At 69.5% G+C, this 17,170-nt stretch carries 16 protein-coding genes; 12 read left to right on the top strand and 4 right to left on the bottom strand.

Annotation, left to right across the window (positions count from 1 at the left end; all coding sequences use genetic code 11):
- Positions 1-335: 335 nt before the first annotated feature.
- The 3 genes from AC1D1A_RS00005 to AC1D1A_RS00015 form a co-directional block, all read right to left on the bottom strand.
- The gene (locus AC1D1A_RS00005) at positions 336-638 is read right to left on the bottom strand and encodes a hypothetical protein (RefSeq protein ID WP_476848746.1); all 303 of its coding nucleotides are present in this window, start codon (positions 636-638) and stop codon (positions 336-338) included.
- A gap of 57 nt (positions 639-695) precedes the next feature.
- Positions 696-920 carry a DUF3107 domain-containing protein gene (locus AC1D1A_RS00010; protein ID WP_028278253.1) on the bottom strand — a complete coding sequence of 75 codons (225 nt, stop codon included), beginning with the start codon at positions 918-920 and terminating at the stop codon, positions 696-698.
- Positions 921-981: 61 nt separating this feature from the next.
- The gene (locus AC1D1A_RS00015; RefSeq protein ID WP_374208359.1) at positions 982-1,677 is read right to left on the bottom strand and encodes a TetR/AcrR family transcriptional regulator; all 696 of its coding nucleotides are present in this window, start codon (positions 1,675-1,677) and stop codon (positions 982-984) included.
- A 108-nt stretch (positions 1,678-1,785) separates the two neighbouring features.
- On the opposite strand from AC1D1A_RS00015, the gene moeB reads away from it, so the two are divergent.
- Positions 1,786-3,009, top strand: a complete 1,224-nt coding sequence (gene moeB, locus AC1D1A_RS00020) for a molybdopterin-synthase adenylyltransferase MoeB (RefSeq protein ID WP_476946851.1) — start codon at positions 1,786-1,788, stop codon at positions 3,007-3,009.
- Positions 3,010-3,094: 85 nt separating this feature from the next.
- A complete protein-coding gene (locus tag AC1D1A_RS00025) occupies positions 3,095-4,144 on the top strand; it encodes an SDR family NAD(P)-dependent oxidoreductase (RefSeq protein WP_476946852.1) in 1,050 nt (349 codons plus the stop codon).
- Positions 4,145-4,182: 38 nt separating this feature from the next.
- Here the strand turns inward: AC1D1A_RS00025 and AC1D1A_RS00030 are convergent, their stop codons facing one another.
- Positions 4,183-5,565, bottom strand: coding sequence for a glutamyl-tRNA reductase (locus AC1D1A_RS00030; protein ID WP_476946853.1), 1,383 nt, complete (start codon positions 5,563-5,565; stop codon positions 4,183-4,185).
- 170 nt (positions 5,566-5,735) lie between these two features.
- Here AC1D1A_RS00030 and hemE point away from each other — a divergent pair, with 170 nt between their 5' ends.
- The 10 genes from hemE (at position 5,736) to hemL (ending at position 17,144) form a co-directional block, all read left to right on the top strand.
- Positions 5,736-6,893, top strand: coding sequence for a uroporphyrinogen decarboxylase (gene hemE, locus AC1D1A_RS00035; protein WP_476873237.1), 1,158 nt, complete (start codon positions 5,736-5,738; stop codon positions 6,891-6,893).
- A 4-nt stretch (positions 6,894-6,897) separates the two neighbouring features.
- Positions 6,898-8,424 (top strand): protoporphyrinogen/coproporphyrinogen oxidase, encoded by a 1,527-nt coding sequence (locus AC1D1A_RS00040; protein WP_476946854.1) that lies wholly within the window; start codon positions 6,898-6,900, stop codon positions 8,422-8,424.
- Positions 8,425-8,677: 253 nt separating this feature from the next.
- The gene (locus AC1D1A_RS00045; protein WP_476946855.1) at positions 8,678-9,514 is read left to right on the top strand and encodes a hypothetical protein; all 837 of its coding nucleotides are present in this window, start codon (positions 8,678-8,680) and stop codon (positions 9,512-9,514) included.
- 157 nt (positions 9,515-9,671) lie between these two features.
- The gene (gene hemQ / locus AC1D1A_RS00050) at positions 9,672-10,418 is read left to right on the top strand and encodes a hydrogen peroxide-dependent heme synthase (protein WP_028277195.1); all 747 of its coding nucleotides are present in this window, start codon (positions 9,672-9,674) and stop codon (positions 10,416-10,418) included.
- Complete coding sequence (locus tag AC1D1A_RS00055) at positions 10,415-11,707, top strand: ferrochelatase (RefSeq protein WP_476946856.1); 1,293 nt, start codon at positions 10,415-10,417, stop codon at positions 11,705-11,707. The genes hemQ and AC1D1A_RS00055 overlap by 4 nt, the downstream gene beginning before the upstream one ends.
- Positions 11,704-12,702, top strand: coding sequence for a hydroxymethylbilane synthase (gene hemC, locus AC1D1A_RS00060; RefSeq protein WP_476858905.1), 999 nt, complete (start codon positions 11,704-11,706; stop codon positions 12,700-12,702). The genes AC1D1A_RS00055 and hemC overlap by 4 nt, the downstream gene beginning before the upstream one ends.
- A 19-nt stretch (positions 12,703-12,721) precedes the next feature.
- The gene (locus AC1D1A_RS00065; protein ID WP_476946857.1) at positions 12,722-13,690 is read left to right on the top strand and encodes a uroporphyrinogen-III synthase; all 969 of its coding nucleotides are present in this window, start codon (positions 12,722-12,724) and stop codon (positions 13,688-13,690) included.
- Entirely contained in the window at positions 13,687-14,670 is a 984-nt protein-coding gene (gene hemB, locus AC1D1A_RS00070; RefSeq protein WP_223913922.1) for a porphobilinogen synthase, read from the top strand. The genes AC1D1A_RS00065 and hemB overlap by 4 nt, the downstream gene beginning before the upstream one ends.
- Positions 14,667-15,767 carry an LLM class flavin-dependent oxidoreductase gene (locus tag AC1D1A_RS00075; RefSeq protein ID WP_476946858.1) on the top strand — a complete coding sequence of 367 codons (1,101 nt, stop codon included), beginning with the start codon at positions 14,667-14,669 and terminating at the stop codon, positions 15,765-15,767. The genes hemB and AC1D1A_RS00075 overlap by 4 nt, the downstream gene beginning before the upstream one ends.
- A gap of 45 nt (positions 15,768-15,812) precedes the next feature.
- Positions 15,813-17,144, top strand: a complete 1,332-nt coding sequence (gene hemL / locus AC1D1A_RS00080) for a glutamate-1-semialdehyde 2,1-aminomutase (protein WP_476946859.1) — start codon at positions 15,813-15,815, stop codon at positions 17,142-17,144.
- Positions 17,145-17,170: the final 26 nt, after the last annotated feature.

Consider the following 17,170-nt stretch of genomic DNA (forward strand, 5'->3'; position numbering starts at 1 on the left):
GAAGCCCCACGACCCCGCATCCTCCACCGCCGTCGAACCCACCGCCCGCAGCGCGGCCAGGGCGGTGTCCATACCGGATTGCCCGACCGGGGCTGCACCCCGCTCCGTGCCCTCCGCCTCGTCCCCGCAGACGGTGAAATCCCTGATGAATTCCCTGACGGCTTCCATGGCTCGAGTCTATTTGAGGGCTCCGACAAAAGTGATGGGCACGGTTCCGCCTCGGAATGACTCCGGTACGGCGCACTCGGCCGAACCCCAAACGAACTGTGACCACGCACCCCGTTGGGTGCGTGGTCACAGTTGCGCGCCGAAAACAGCTGCGCGGGGCTAACGAACTAGAGCTTCAGGATGCCCGTGAGCCTCTCGGTGTCCTGCCGCGTCCGGGCCCTGCCGAGGTACACCACGGCCGCGATCGAGGCCGCAGTGCCCAAGACCATCGGCAGGATCCATGGGATCCAGGTCAGGCCCGGCTGGTAGCCGAATCCGGCCGCTATGAAGATGATCCAGCTGAGCATACCGACGGATGCAGCGACTCCCGCGGGGACGGCGACGCCGTACTTCTGGTGCCGCTTGTCGTTGGCCCACACCACGAAACCCGCAGCCACGGTCACCATGGCGACCACAATCAGGGAAAGCATTCAGGACACCTCACGATGTAGAAACTGCGATGAAGGACGGTGGTGGGAAGAACGGGGCTAGAGGGCACCGAAGCCGACGCGGCGGGCCTCTTCTGCGCCGATTTCCACGTAGCCCAGAACATTGGCGGGGACGATCACCAGGCGGCCTTTGTCGTCCGTCAGCCGCAGTTCGCTGCCCTTGGCGATCGCGTCGCCAACTACCTTGGCGACGGCTTCGGCATCCTGCGCCGATTCGAGGACAATTTCGCGGCCAATGTTTTGAATACCAATCTTTACTTCCACAGCAAGGCCTCCCAGCCAATCAACGTCCAAAAAATGTCTAAGGTCAATCTCTAGTTGTAGTCTAGGTCTCTTTGGGGAAGCGGGAGATTCCGCGCCAAGCTAAACGGTAGATGAGGTCACTGGCTACATCGAGATCCAGGTTCCCGTCCGTTTCCAGCCAATACCGTGCGCTCACGTGGGCCATGCCGGCGAGTCCGCGGCCCAGCAGCTGGGCCTCCAGCTCAGGCAGTTTGGTGTCCTCGGCGATGACGTGCGCGACGGCGTCGGCGAAGGTCTTGTTGAACGTTTCCAGCCGCGCGCTGACGTCGGGATCGTTAATCAGGTCCGACTCGAAGACGAGCCGGTGGGCCTGGTCGTCGTGCGCGATGAAGCGGAAGTAGGCGCGCATGACGGCCTGGACGCGCTCGTCATTGTCGGTGGTGGAGTTCAGGGCGCCAAGCAGGAGGTCGGTCAGCTTGCTGAGGTGGCTGTCCAGCAGAGCCAGGTAGAGGTCCCGCTTGGAGGGGAAGTGCTGGTACAACACCGGCTTGCTGACGTGGGCGGTCTCGGCGATCTCGTCCATGGCGGCACCGTGGTAGCCGTTCGCCACGAAAACTTCCTGCGCGGCCGCCAGCAGCTGAGCCCGGCGTTCGTCGCGGGGGAGGCGGGCCGAGCGTTGTCCGCTCCGGGGCTGCCCTGCCGTCGGCTTGCCGGACTCGTCCCGCTCCAACGGTGCCTGATGAACCACTGTCGGCCTTCTTTCCCTTATCCACCCCATTGCGCGCAATGGCAATCATTTGCATTTTGTACTGAACTACCTTGCACTCAATTACACCTTACGCGCGGGTAATATGACCTGGTGGTATCTTCGGGCATAGATTGAAGTATGGCTTCCAAGTTCACCGCCGCCGGTGCCCCCGCAACCCCCCAGACGAAGCTGGATCCGCAGCCCGGACCGCTGGTCGACCCGGCTGCGGACCTCAGGCCGGACGAGGTGGAACGCTACTCGCGGCACCTGATCATTCCGGAGATCGGCGCGATCGGCCAGCGACGCCTCAAGAACGCAAAAGTCCTGGTGATCGGTGCCGGTGGCCTCGGCTCCCCGGCCCTGCTCTATCTCGCCGCCGCGGGGGTCGGCACCCTTGGCATCGTCGATGACGACGACGTCGACCTCAGCAACCTCCAACGCCAGATCATCCATGGTGTCGAGGATGTGGGCCGGCCGAAAATCGAGTCCGCCCGCGACGCCATTAAGGCCCTGAACCCGCTCGTGGACGTCCGGCTGCACAACGTCCGGCTCGACGCGTCCAACGCACTGGAGCTCTTTGCCGGCTACGACCTGATCCTCGACGGCGCCGACAACTTTGCCACGCGCTACCTCGTCAACGACGCCGCCGCCATCCTCGGCAAGCCCTACATTTGGGGATCGATTTTCCGTTTCGACGGCCAGGTCAGCGTCTTTTGGGAACAGTTCGGGCCCACCTACCGGGACCTCTACCCGGAGGCACCCCCGCCCGGATCCGTGCCGTCCTGCGGCGAAGGCGGCGTGTTCGGCATGCTGTGCGCCGCCGTCGGAGCGCTGATGGTGACCGAGGCGGTCAAACTGATCACCGGCGTCGGCCGGTCCCTGCTGGGCCGGCTGGCGCTCTATGACGCTCTGGGCGGCACCTGGCGCGAGATCAAGGTGACCAAGGACCCGGCGGCAGCACGAATCACCGAACTCACCGATTACGAGGCCTTCTGCGGGATCACTCCAACGGCGGATGCCGGTACCGAGCACACCGTGACGGCGACCCAGCTCGCCACCATGCTGGCCTCCCGCAAGGCCGGCCTCAAAGACTTCCACCTCGTGGACGTGCGGGAGCAGGGAGAATACGAAATCGTCTGCATTGAGGGGTCGGAGCTGATCCCGCAAGGCCGCATCCTTGCCGGCGAGGCGTGGCAGGAACTGCCCCAGGATGCCGAAATTGTCTTCCACTGCAAGGCCGGAACACGATCCGCCGCCGTCCTGTCCGCAGCCCGCGCCGTCGGGTACGAGCGCGTCAGCCACCTCGAAGGCGGCATTCTCGCCTGGGTACGGGACGTGGAGCCCGGGAAACCGGTGTATTGAGCCGCGGCGGCCCATATGGCCAGCAAGGCCGCGATACCGCACAACATGCTCCGCCGAGCGGCGCCCTAAAACGAAAGGCCTGGTCATGAGCGAGGAAAATACAGTGACGTCCCAGCGCAAGATTGGCTCCGGGTTCGGCCGGGATTCGACGGCGGCCGACGTCATTGCCGGCATCGACCTGACCGGGAAGACCGCTATTGTCACGGGCGGCTACTCGGGGCTGGGCCTGGAGACCGTGCGGGCGCTGGCCTCCGCCGGCGCCGCCGTCGTCGTGCCGGCCCGGCGGCCCGAGCATGCCCGCGACGTCCTGGCCGCGGCGGGGCTGACGCCGGCAACGGCTGGCGGCGGCGTCAGCGTTGCCGAACTGGAAGTTGCCGAATTGGACCTGGCGGACCAGGACAGTGTGAAGGAGTTCGCCGCCGGCTTCCTGGCCGGTCCGGCACCTGGCGCGGCGCCGGGCTCAGGCCGCAGCCTGGACATCCTCATCAACAACGCCGCCATCATGGCAAGTCCGGAGCAAAGGGTGGGACCCGGCTGGGAATCACAGTTCGCCACGAACCACCTGGGCCATTTTGCCTTGACCAACCTGCTGTGGCCGGCGCTTGCCGCGGCGCAGGGAGCCCGCGTGGTCTCGCTGTCCTCGACCGGCCACAAGCTCTCGGCCATTCGCTTCGATGACATCAATTTCGACGCCGGCTACGACAAATGGCGTGCCTACGGCCAGGCCAAGACGGCGAACGCGCTCTTCGCCGTCCAGCTCGATGCCCTGGGCCGGAACTTTGGCGTGCGCGCCTTCGCAGTACATCCCGGCGGGATCATGACGGAGCTGCAACGGCACCTGCCGCGGGAGGAGATGATCGCCGCGGGCTGGATGGACGAGCACGGCAAGCTCGACCCGCGCTTCAAGACACCCGCGCAGGGCGCCGCCACCTCGGTCTGGGCCGCGACGGCGCCGGCGCTCGAAGGGATGGGGGGCGTCTACTGCGAGGACTGCGACATCGCCGAAGCCACGGTGCCGGGATCGCCCGAAGCCAGGATCAGGGGAGTGGATGCCCACGCCGTGGACCGGGAGGCGGCCACACGGCTGTGGCAGGTGTCGGCCGAAATGACCGGGATCAACGCTTTCCCCGGATAATCCAGGGATAAGCCGCGGTGCGGGGACGCGCGGGGCAGCTACGCGGTTTCGCGGATGTCGCCCGCTGCGGGGCCGGGGTTATGGGCACCGGGGTTGTGGACAGCGGCATTGTGGTCCACAGGGCAAGCCCCGGAACCGGCGGCACCTGCAACCGTTGCGCCGGCGGTGGGCTCCACCGTGATGCCGTACAGCGCCTCAAGACCGGCAATGTAGGCGTCCTGCTGTCCGTTGGAGGCCAGTTCGCGGGCCCGGACGGTGGGGACGTGGAGAAGCTGTTTCACCATGCGGCGCAGGGCAAATTCGACTTCTTCGGCGGCGGCCGTGCAGCCGTGCCGGGCCCGGACCTTTTCCATTTCCGCATCCAGGACGTTCATCGTGTGGCGGCGCAAGGCGACGATCGCCGAGTCGACGCTCCTGGCCTCGCGCTCCTGCTCGAAGGCGCTGGCCGCCCCGGCCACGATGCTGCTGGCCTGTTCGAGCGACTCGGCCTGTTCCTGCGGTGCGGCCAGCCGGACCGATTCCAGCGTCAGCAGTTCGACGCCGTCGAGGTCGCCGACGGCGGGGTCGAAGTCATGGGTCAAAGCGAGATCGATCGCGATCAGCGGCTGGGGCGAGTTCGCCCGGATCCGGGCGAGTTCGTCCGCTTCGACCCGGCTGTCGGAGCCGCTGCAGCCGATCATGACGTCGGCACCGGCAACTGCGCCCGGAAGCGTGTCCTCGTTCAGTGCCGTGCCGCCCCGGGTGGCGACGAAGCTGGCGGCGCGGCCGGAGGAGGAATAAACAGAGACATCGGTGCAGCCTCGTTCACGCAGCAGGGACATGGTGGCACCGGCGTAGGCGCCGGTCCCGAAGACGACGGCTTTCTTGGCGGACCAGTCCGGGTTTTCCGACAGGTCAGTGGCGAGGTCCAGGGCCACGGAGACGATGGAGAGCCCGCGCGAACCCAACGCCGTCTGGGCGCCGACGTCCTTCGCGGTCTTGGACGCGGCCTGGAACAGCCTGACCAGGCCGGAGCTGGCGGTGCCCTCGTGCTGGGCCGTGATCAAGGCGCGGCGCACCTGCCCGGCAATTTCCCGTTCGCCCACCACGGCGGAGTCCAGACCGGAGCTGACCGAGAAGAGGTGCTGGCTGACCTCGGCGCCGGTGCGGGTGCTGAAGGCGCGGGAGACGAGCTGATCGTTGAGTCCGCTGGCGCCGCTGATGTGGGTGATGAGGGCCGCCCGGGCGGCGGCGACGGCGTCCGGATGGGGGGCTTCGCCGTAGATTTCAAGGCGGTTGCAGGTGGCAAGGACAACGGCACCCGCCACGGCCGGCGATCCGGCGAGGGCGGATGTGGCGATCCCTGAAGCACCGGTGCTCAACTGAGCAACGGTTTCGAGGTCGATGTCGGCGTGTGTAGCCACCAATGAAAAAAGAACCACAGCATCACCATCATAGCTTTTTCGCGTCCGTGTAGAACAACTGTCCGGGCGTGGGCTCAGGCACCCTGGCCTGTGATTCCCGCCACGACGCGGCACTCGGGGCCGGTGTCAGAGCCGGCGTGACAGGCTGTCGTTATCTTTTAGGCACAAATTTGGGCACAATCGAAGTCATGACTCCAAGCGCTGCGGCACGTGCCGGCACGACCACATTCAGTACGTCCGACAACGGCGCAGCCGGCAATGCAGCCATTGACGGCGCCGCCCGCGGCCTCGATGCCGGCCACCCGCTGATGGACGGCCGCACCGCGGATTCGCCGCTGATCACCGCCTACCGCGGCGGCAAGCCCTCCCGCCGTCCCGTCTGGTTCATGCGCCAGGCCGGCCGCTCACTGCCCGAATATCTCAAGGTCCGTGAGGGCGTCGCGATGCTGGACTCGTGCCTGCGCCCCGAGCTCGCTTCCGAGATCACCCTGCAGCCGGTCCGCCGCCACGACGTCGATGCCGCCATCTTCTTCTCGGACATTGTCATCCCGCTCAAGCTGGCCGGCGTCGGAGTGGACATCGTGCCCGGCGTCGGACCCGTCCTGGACAAACCGGTCCGCACGGCCGCGGACGTTGCCGCCCTGCCGCAGCTGACCTGGGAGGCCTTGGAGCCCATCCGCGAAGCCGTCCGGCTCACGGTGGCCGAGCTCGGCAGCACCCCGCTGATCGGCTTCGCCGGTGCGCCCTTTACCCTCGCCGCGTACATGGTGGAAGGCAAGCCTTCCCGCGACCACCTCGGCCCGCGCACCATGATGCACGCCGACCCCGAAACCTGGACTGCCCTGGCCAACTGGGCCGCCGATGCCTCGGGGATGTTCCTCCGCGCACAGCTGGAAGCCGGCGCCTCCGCCGGCCAGCTCTTCGACTCCTGGGCCGGTTCGCTGGGACTGGCCGACTACCAGCGCTTCGTTGCGCCGGCGTCGTCCCGTGCCCTGGACCATGTCCGGCACCTGGGCGCACCCCTGATCCACTTCGGCACCGGCACCTCGGAACTGCTCGTCGCGATGCGCGACGTCGGCGTTGACGTCGTGGGGGTCGACTACCGGCTGCCGCTGGACGAAGCCAACCGCCGCCTCGGCGGCACCGTCCCGCTGCAGGGCAACATCGACCCGGCACTGCTTTCGGCACCGTGGGAAGTCCTCGAAGCCCACGTCCGAGAGGTGATCGCGTCCGGCTCCGCGGCGCCCGGGCACGTCCTGAACCTCGGCCACGGCGTGCCGCCGGAGACGGACCCTGAGGTGCTCACGCGCGTCGTCGAACTCATCCACTCCATCGCTCCGGAGTAGGGGCGTGGACGCAGGCGCCGCCGGGACTCCCGTGGAAGGTACCGCCGTCGTGATCGGGGGCGGGATTTCCGGACTGCTTGCGGCACGGGAATTCGCCCGGGCCGGGGTCCGCACCACCGTCCTGGAGGCCGGCGAGGCCTGGGGCGGCTGCGTCGGCAGCCATGTCGTGGCCGGACTGACCCTGGACAGCGGCGCGGAGTCTTTCGCCACCCGCACCGCCGCCGTAGCCGATCTCGCCGCGGAGCTGGGGCTGGCCGGCGAGATCGTTGCGCCGAACCCCGGCGGGGCCTGGGTCCAGTTGCCTGACGGCCCCCGGGAACTGCCTAAGACCGGTGTGCTGGGCATCCCGGCGAGCCCGTGGGACCCGGAAGTCCGCCGGTCGTTGGGCCTGCTGGGATCCCTCCGCGCCTCCGTCGACGCCGTGCTGCCGGCCTCGCTGGGCACCGCTGCCGGGGCAACGAGCGTGTCAGCCCTTGTCCGCAGACGGATGGGAAGGCGGGTCCTGGACCGGCTCGTCGCACCGGTGGTCGGCGGCGTCCACTCGGCCGACCCTTCAGTGCTCGACGTCGACATGGTGGCCCCCGGTCTGCGGGCCGGCATCCGCCGGCACGGTTCCCTCGCCGCCGCCGTCGCGGCCCAGCGCAGGGGAGCGGCGGCCGCCACGGGCAGACCCCCCGGACCAGCCGGACCGTCCGGAACAGGCCAGGCCGGCGGGCTCCAGAAGGCCGGTTCCGCCGTCGCCGGGCTGCGCGGCGGCATGCACACCCTCGTCGCCGCCCTGCTGGCCGATCTGCGTCAGCGCGGAGTCACCCTGCTGCCCGGCACCGCGGCCCGGTCAGTGCGGCGCACAGCCGACGGCTGGCGCGTGGCCACGGACGAGGCCACTTTCGACGCCGGGCTCCTCGCGGTTGCGGTCGAGGGTCCCGCCGCCGTCGGGCTGCTTGAGGAGTCCCTGCCGGAACTTGCCGGCCACCGCCCCGATGCCGGACCCGACGTCAGCCTTGTCACGCTCGTGGTGGACCTCCCGGCCCTTGACGCGGCGCCACGCGGCACCGGCGTGCTTGTTGCGCCGCAGAGCCCGGGTGTGCAGGCCAAGGCGCTGACGCACGCCACCGCCAAATGGGCGTGGCTGGCGGAGCAGGCAGGCCCGGGACGGCATGTGCTCCGGCTCTCCTACGGGCGGAGTGCAGCTCCAGGGGCTGTTACTCCCGGGGCGTTGCCCGAGCCCCGAGGCGGCGGACTGGCCGCGGCGCCGCGCTCCGACGATGAACTTTTCCGCGCAGCCCTGGCTGATGTGTCGGCCCTGCTGGCGGTGCCAGTCGGCGCCGGGGACGTGGCCGATTGGGACGTGGTCCGCTGGGCCGGCGCGCTGCCGTTTGCGTCCCTGGGCCACAGGCAGCGCGTCGCGGCCGTCCGGAGCGTCTGTGCCGCGGACGGCACGCTTGCCGTGGTGGGCGGCTGGCTGTCCGGCAATGGCCTGGCAGCGATCGTGGCCGACACCCCGCAGCAGGTCCGCGCCCTGTTGTCCTGAAAGTTGTCCTCAACGTCGTCCTCAACGTGGCTGCGCTGAATGTGGTTGCCTCAATGTGCCTGCGCTGAATTTGGTGACCCTGAATATGGCTGTCCGGAACGAGGTTCCTGAGTCCCAAGCACACCTTCAGTCACAGGAATCACAGCGGTTCCAAAGGCACCCTGAACCCCTCCGGTCCCGGCGGTTTCGTGCCGGAAATTCGCGGTTTTTGCAAGTTTTTCCTGCTGGTCGATTCCGGCTAGGCTCGATGACCATGTTTATTTTCAGGTCCAAGGTGTCAACAACGAAGACCGGCCGCCATCGGGGCCTTCGAAGCGGCGCGGCGGCGGTCGCGCTCGGGGCCGTACTGGCTGGCACCGCCGGGGCACCTGCCTCGCAGGCGGCCGCAGGGTTGTCCGCGGCGGCGTCCACCGCACCGTCCGCGCAGGGTTCGCTGACCCTCGGCCTCGGCGACGTGCTGGACAGCCTGCTGGGTTCCTCGACGACGCCGAGCCCCTCGCCGTCCGCCGGCTCGGGCGAGTCCTCCCCGTCGCCGTCGCACGGCAGCAGCCCGGAGCCCAGCGACCCCGAGCCCAGCGACCCGGAACCCAGCGACCCCGAGCCCACGGCCCCGCGCACCAGTACCCCACCGGCGTCGAGCACCCCGCCCGCGAAGGTTGCGCCGCCCGGCGGGCCGCAGGACCCCGCCGCGCCGCCCGCCGCCCCGTCTCCGGGAGCTCCCGCCGCAGGCGGATCCGCCGGGTCTGCTCCCACCGGACAGGCCCCGGGCCCGCCGGCACCGGGCAGCGCGGCCGCCGACCCGGCCGCCGATCCACAGTCCGGCACCGCGGTGCCGGCCGCGGGCAACGGTGCCGGCGCGCAGGCGTCGGCCTCGAAGTCGGCCACACCGCACCCGTCCCCAACGGGTTCAAACACAGCCGGCTGGACCCAGGCACCGGCTCCGGCCAAGGGCCACTCCGGCAACTCCTCCCTCGAGGCAACCTCGACGTTGGAACCGGCCGGCCTGTCCCCGCTGGTCGGCTGGGGCATCGGCCTGGTGGCGCTCTCGCTCGGCGCCGGCGCCGCGGTCCTCCGGATGCGCCGGAGCTGAGAGGACCCGCCTCCCCCGGATGCGCCCCCTCCCGCAGACCCGCCTCCCGCGGACGCGCCCCCACCTCCAGCGTCCCGCATGTGAAATAAAGCACTTCTACGCGCTGTAGAAGTGCTTTTTTTCGACTTAGCTGGGGAGAGGAGGCAGACTGGTATGCATGAGCCACACTTCTGCCGAATCTGTCACTAAAACCGGAATGTCAGCCCCCGGAGAATCAGTCGCCGGGGCATCGGCGCCCGAAGATTCAACTGAGCAGTTCTTCACCCTTTGGACCGTATTCAAGCGGTCAGCGGACATCCTGCGGGGCGCCGATGCCGCTGAGGACTTCGAGGCCCTGATGAAAAGCCTCGCCGACGCCGGAGTTGTCCACCGCGGCAGCTACGACGTCTCGGCGATGCGGGCCGACGCGGACATTATGGTCTGGTTGCACGGTCCCCGGCCGGAAGCGCTGCAGCGGGCAGTGCGGGACATCCGGCGCAGCAAACTGTTCGCCGGCACCGAGATCGTCTGGTCCGCCATGGGCGTGCACCGGGAGGCCGAGTTCGCCAAGAACCACACCCCGGCGTTTTCCCGCGGCGTGGAACCGGCGGAATGGCTCTGCGTCTACCCCTTCGTCCGCTCCTACGAGTGGTACCTGCTCCCGGACGCCGAGCGCGGCGCCATGCTCCGCGACCACGGCATGCTGGGCCGCGACTTCCCCCAGGTCATCTCCAACACCGTCTCCTCCTTCGCCCTCGGCGACTGGGAATGGATCCTCGGACTGGAAGCCCCCGAGCTCGTGGACCTCGTGGACCTGATGCGCCACCTGCGCGCCACCGAAGCCCGGCACCACGTCCGCGAGGAAATCCCCTTCTACACCGGCCGCCGCGTTACCGCCGCCGAGATTGCCGAGGTCCTGGCATGAGCCCGCTCGATCCGCAGGAATCCGCCGCCCCGGTAACCGCCGTGAACACCGTCACCGAGGCCGGCCGGATGGCCCCCAAGGAGTACGACGCAGTGCTCCTCGCCTCCTTCGGCGGACCCGAAGGCCAGGAGGACGTCATCCCGTTCCTCCGCAACGTCACCCGCGGCCGCGGCATCCCCGACGAACGGCTCGAAGAGGTCTCGCACCACTACCGCGCCAACGGCGGCATCAGCCCCATCAACGGACAGAACCGTCAGCTCAAGGCCGGCATCGAGGCCGAGCTTGCAGCCCGCGGCATCGCGCTGCCGGTGTTCTGGGGCAACCGCAACTGGGATCCGTACATCCCGCAGACCCTGCAGGAGATGTACGACGCCGGCCACCGCAAGGTGCTCATGCTCACCACGAGCGCCTACTCCTGTTACTCCAGCTGCCGCCAGTACCGCGAGGACATCGGCATGGCGCTGACCGAAACCGGGCTCGACGGCAAGCTCGAGGTCGACAAGGTGCGCCAGTACTTCGACCACCCCGGGTTCGTGGAGCCCTTCATCGAGGGCACCGCCGCCGGCCTCGCCGACGTCCGTGCCCAGCTGGCCGCCGCCGGCACCCCGGACGCCCCCGTGCACATCCTGTTCGCGACGCACTCCATCCCGACCCGCGATGCCGAGGCCGCCGGCCGGTCCGAGGGCGAGCCGCGCACTTTTGAGGAAGACTCCGCCTACGCCGCACAGCACCTGGCCTCCGGCACCGAGATCATCCGCCGGGTGGAAGACGCGACCGGCCTGACCGCACCCTGGTCCCTCGTCTACCAGTCCCGCTCCGGCGCCCCGCACGTGCCGTGGCTCGAACCGGACATCAACGACGCCATCGAGGAGCTCGCAGGCCAGGGCGTCAAGGGCATCGTGATTGTGCCGCTGGGCTTTGTCAGCGACCACATGGAAGTGGTCTGGGATCTGGACACCGAGGCGCTTGAGACCTGCGCCCGGCTGGAACTGGCCGCAACGCGCGTCCCCACACCCGGAACGCACCGCAAGTTTGTCGCCGGACTTGTGGACCTCATCTGCGAGCGGACCGTCGCGAACAACATTGCCGAGCGGCCGCACCTGACCAAGCTCGGCCCCTGGTACGACGTCTGCCGCCCCGGCTGCTGCGCTAACTTCCGCGGCGAAAAGCCCACCATCGCCGGAGCCGACACCACCGTCGGGACCGGACACGATCCCTACCCGGCCGCCCCCGCGGCGGCGGGAAGGGCAGCCGCGGCTGCTGCGGCGGCGGGCCAGGGAACCGCATGAGCGTCCGGATCGGCACGCGCGCCAGCAAACTCGCCCTGACCCAGACCCAGCAGACCGCGGACCAGCTGGCCGCCGTCGGCGGGTTCCCCGTGGAGCTGGTCCATATCCGGACCGACGGCGACGTCCTCAAAGGCTCGCTGTCCCAGATGGGCGGTACCGGCGTCTTCGTCGCCGCGCTCCGCGACGCCCTGTTGCAGGACATCTGCGATATCGCCGTGCATTCGCTCAAGGACCTCCCGACCGGTCCGGCCCTCGGCCTGAGCCTCGCGGCCACACCCCAACGCGTCGACGTCCGGGACGTGCTGTGCGCCCGCGACGGGCTGAAGCTCGCCGACCTGCCGAGCGGCGCGAGCGTCGGCACCGGCTCCCCGCGCCGCGCGGCCCAGCTCCGCGCCGTGCGTCCGGACCTGGACATCCGCGACATCCGCGGGAACGTGGACACCCGGCTGGGACGCGTCCCCGGGCTGTCGGGCAACACGAACGACGCCGTCGTTGACGGCAAGTCAAACGACCTCGACGCCGTCGTGCTCGCAGCCGCCGGACTGCACCGGATCGGCCGGCTCGACGCGGTCAGCGAATACCTCGAGACGGACATCATGCTGCCAGCCGCCGGGCAGGGTGCCCTGGCGATCGAATGCCGCACCGCCGACGCTCCCCGCCGGGCCGGGTCCACGGAAGGCTCCCAGGGCGTGCTGGCGCAGGCCCTCGCGGCCCTCGATGATCCGGACACCCGGCTCGCCGTCACGGCCGAACGGGCTTTGCTGGCCCGGCTGGAGGCCGGATGCGCCGCCCCGGTGGGCGCCTACGCCTACCGCAAGGGCAGCATGCTGCACCTCGAGGCGGTGGTCTGCGCCGTCGACGGCACGGCAACCGTCCGCGACAAGAAAGCCACCGACGGCCTCACCGAGGTCGGGGCAACGCTGCTCGGGATCGAGCTGGCGGAAGTCCTGCTGGCCCGCGGCGCCGCGGACATCGCGGACCTGGCAGCTTCCTGAACCGCGGATCCACCACTTCATGGCACGGCACAGCGACCGCAACCACACGGGCGGCCCAACCGGCATGAGGGTGCCGGAGGGCGCCCGCGTGCTGGTTGCCCGCAGCCCGGACCGCGCGGGGGAACTCGTCACGGCCCTCCGCCGTGTCGGCGCCGAGCCGTTGCTGCTCCCGCTGATTGACTTTGAGCAGGCCAGCGACCAGCACTCCCTCGACGTCGCCCTCGACGCTCTCGGCGCCGGGGCCTACACGTGGCTCGTGATCAGCAGCGTGACCACGGTCCAGGCACTTGAGGCGAAAGCCGCGGAACGCGGCGCCTCCCTCAGCAGCTGGCTGCCCGGCAGCATCCTCGTGGCCACGATCGGCCCGGCGACCCGCCGTGAGCTGGAGTCCCGGGGCATCAGCGTCGACCTTGCACCCACGGGCCAGCAATCCGGCACGGGCCTGCTCGACATCTGGCCCGCGAACCAGGGCAGCGTGCTCTTGCCCCAGGCGGACATAGCGGACCCGCGGCTCCGCAAGGGCCTCGAGGCCCGCGGTGCGGCCGTCCAGGCCGTCACCGCGTATAACACCGTCGACTATCCTGCCGATCCGCGCCGGGCACTGCCCGCATTCCCGCCGGCCCCGCCGCAGGCGACCTTGTCGCAGGGGATCAGTCCGGCCGGGCAGGACGCGCCGCCGCCCACCGTGCTCACCACGTCCGAGGCGAAAGCCGAAATCGGGGCCGGCCGGCTGCACGCCGTCGTCGCCGCCTCCCCGAGCGCCGCCCGCCGCATCCACGCGGACCTCGGCCCGCTGGGCACCTGCCGTTTCGTCGCCATCGGACGCTCGACGGCGGCCGAGGCGGCATCCCTCGGACTCAGCGTCGACGCCGTCGCCGAAGAGCCGACGGCGTCCGGCCTGGTTGCCGCCGTCGTGCGGTCCCTTGACCAACAGCAGCCCCCACCGCCTCCGTCAGCCGCAGAGCCCTCAGCAAAGGACACCATATGAGCTTCCCGACCCACCGCCCCCGCCGGCTCCGCACCACCCCGGCCATGCGCCGGCTGACGGCTGAACACCGGCTCTCAGCCTCGGAGCTCATCCTGCCGGCCTTCATCCGCGAAGGCCTGAGTGAGCCCAACCCGATCGCCTCGATGCCCGGCGTGCAGCAGCACACCACCGATTCGCTCAGGCGTGCCGCGGCCGAGGCTGTCCAGCTGGGCGTCGGCGGCATCATGCTGTTCGGCGTCCCCGCCGTCCGGGACGCGCGCGGGACGGCGTCGCTGGACCCCGACGGCGTGCTGAACAAGGCCATCCGGGACGTCCGCGCCGAGGTCGGCGACGACCTCGTGGTCATGAGCGACGTGTGCCTCGACGAATTCACCGACCACGGCCACTGCGGTGTCCTGGACGCCAACGGCTACGTCGACAACGATGCCACCCTGGAAATCTACGGCCAGATGGCGGTTGCCCAGGCCGACGCCGGCGCCCACGTCCTGGGCCCGTCGGGCATGATGGACGGCCAGGTCGCCGTGATCCGGCAGGCCCTGGAGGACGCCGGGCACGCCAACACCGCGATCGTGGCCTACGCCGCGAAATATGCCTCCGCGTTCTACGGCCCGTTCCGCGAGGCCGTCGACTCACAGCTGACCGGCGACCGCCGCACCTACCAGATGGACGCCGCCAACCGCCGGGAGGCCATCCTCGAGGTGGACCTGGACCTGGCCGAAGGCGCCGACATGGTCATGGTGAAGCCTGCCATGAGCTACCTGGACATCCTCGCCGACGTCGCCGCCATGAGCCCGGTCCCCGTGGCTGCCTACCAGATTTCCGGCGAGTACTCGATGATCGAGGCCGCCGCCGCAAACGGCTGGATCGACCGCCGGGCCGCCATCACCGAGTCCGTCCTGGGCATCAAACGCGCCGGCGCCAACATGGTGCTGACCTACTGGGCGAGCGAGCTCGCCGGCTGGCTGAAGGAAACCCGATGAACACGGCCCCCGAATCCGCGGACGCCCCGCTCAAGTCCACACCCACCGCGCCGGTGGGGCCCAACCACATCCTCCTGGGCCTGAACACGTTCGGCGACGTCGGGGTCTTCCCGGACGGCCATCCCGTCCCGCACGCCCAGGTGCTGCGCCAGCTCCTGGAACAGGCCGAACTCGCGGACCAGATCGGCCTGCACGCCTTCGCGGTGGGGGAGCACCACCGCCGCGACTTCGCTGTCTCCGCCCCGGAAGTATTCCTGGCCGCGGCGGCTGCCCGGACCAAGAACATCCGGCTCGGCTCCGCCGTGACAGTGCTCAGCTCCGATGACCCAATCCGGGTGTTCCAGCGCTTCGCCACCGTGGACGCCATCTCCGGCGGCCGGGCAGAGGTCATGCTGGGCCGCGGGTCCTTCATCGAGTCTTTCCCGCTGTTCGGCCTGGACCTTGCGGACTACGAGGTCCTGTTCGAGGAAAAGCTCGAGCTCTTCGACAAGGTCCGGGCGCAGAAACCGGTCCACTGGGAGGGACGCACCCGGCCGGCCATCAGCGGCCTGAGCGTCTACCCGCCGCTGGAACACCACCTCCTTCCGACCTGGATCGGCGTCGGCGGCACGCCCGAGTCGGTGCTGCGCTGCGCCGAGTACGGCTACCCGATCATTTTCGCGATCATTGGCGGCCAGCCGCGGTCCTTCGCGCCCCTGGCCAACCTCTACCGTGAGGCCATGGCCAAGTACGGGCACCCGATGCAGCAGATGGCCACGCATTCGCCCGGCCACGTTGCCGCCACGGATGAGGAAGCCCGCGAGGAGTTCTTCCCGCACTGGCTACAGCAGCGGAACCGGATCGGGGCCGAACGCGGCTGGGGCCCCGCCAGCCGGGGCGAGTTCGACGCGATGTGTACGCCCGAGGGAGCCCTCTATGTCGGGTCGCCGGAAACCGTGGCCGCGAAGATTGCCCTGCTCAAAAAGAACCTGGGGGTGGACCGTTTTGACCTCAAGTACAGCAACGGCACCCTGCCGCACACGGCCATGATGCGCTCCATTGAACTGTTCGGCACCGAAGTGGCGCCCCGCGTGGCCGCGTTGCTTAGCGCCAACTGAACTGGCCGCGAACAGACCTCGCCGCGAACTGAAAGAATAGAAACCATGACTTCCAGCATGCCTCGCAACGAGGAACTCTTTGACCGTGCCCGCCAGCTGATGCCGGGCGGCGTGAATTCGCCCGTGCGCGCCTTCGGCTCCGTGGGCGGGACGCCGCGGTTCATGGTGTCCGCCAAGGGTGCCTACCTGACCGACGCCGATGGTGCCGACTACGTCGACCTCGTCTGCTCCTGGGGCCCGGCGCTGCTGGGGCACGCCCACCCGGAGGTCCTGGCGGCCGTGCACGCCGCCGTCGACCGCGGTCTCTCCTTCGGTGCCTCCACGCCGGACGAGGCCAACCTTGCCGCAATCGTCAAGGAGCGCGTCCCGGCCGCCGAGCGCGTCCGGATGGTCTCCACCGGCACCGAGGCGACCATGACGGCCGTCCGGCTCGCCCGCGGCTTCACCGGCCGCAACCTGATCATCAAGTTCGCCGGCTGCTACCACGGCCACCTCGACGGCCTCCTCGCCGCCGCAGGCTCCGGCCTGGCGACCCTCGCGCTGCCCGGCTCGGCCGGGGTCACCGCCGCGACCGCCGCCGAGACGCTCGTGCTGCCCTACAACGACCTCGGCGCCGTCGAAGCCGCCTTCGCCAAGCACGGTGACAGCATTGCCGCCGTCATCACCGAAGCCGCTCCCGCCAACATGGGCGTGGTCACCCCCGGCGACGGCTTCAACGCCGGCCTCTCCCGGATTACCCGCGAACACGGTGCCCTGCTGATCCTCGACGAGGTCCTGACCGGCTTCCGCACCGGCTACTCCGGCTACTGGGGCCTCACCGGCGGCGCCGCCGGTGCCGCCCAGCCGTGGACCCCGGACCTGCTGACATTTGGGAAGGTGATTGGTGGCGGCATGCCGACGGCGGCTCTCGCCGGACGCGCGGAGGTCATGGACTACCTGGCGCCGCTGGGCCCCGTCTACCAGGCCGGGACTCTGAGCGGTAACCCGGTGGCCATGGCCGCCGGGGTCGCGACCCTCACGCACGCCACCCCCGAGGTCTATTCGTTCGTGGATGCCCGCTCGCTGGAACTCTCCGCGGCGCTGTCCTCCGCACTCGATGCTGCCGGCGTGGACCACTCCATCCAGCGCGCAGGCAACCTGTTCTCCGTGGCCTTCGGCACGGGCGCCCGGGGTGTCCACAACTACGAGGACGCCCAGGGCCAGGAAGTGTTCCGCTACGCCCCGTTCTTCCACTCCATGCTGGACTCCGGCGTCTACCTGCCGCCGTCGGTCTTCGAGGCCTGGTTCCTCTCCGCCGCGCACGACGACGCCGCGATGAACCGGATCTTCGACGCACTGCCGGCCGCGGCGAAGGCGGCGGCCGGCGCCAAGCCATAGCCTCAGCCCTTAAATGACTGATGGCA

The sequence above is a fragment of the Arthrobacter sp. P1_B9 genome (assembly GCF_056406495.1).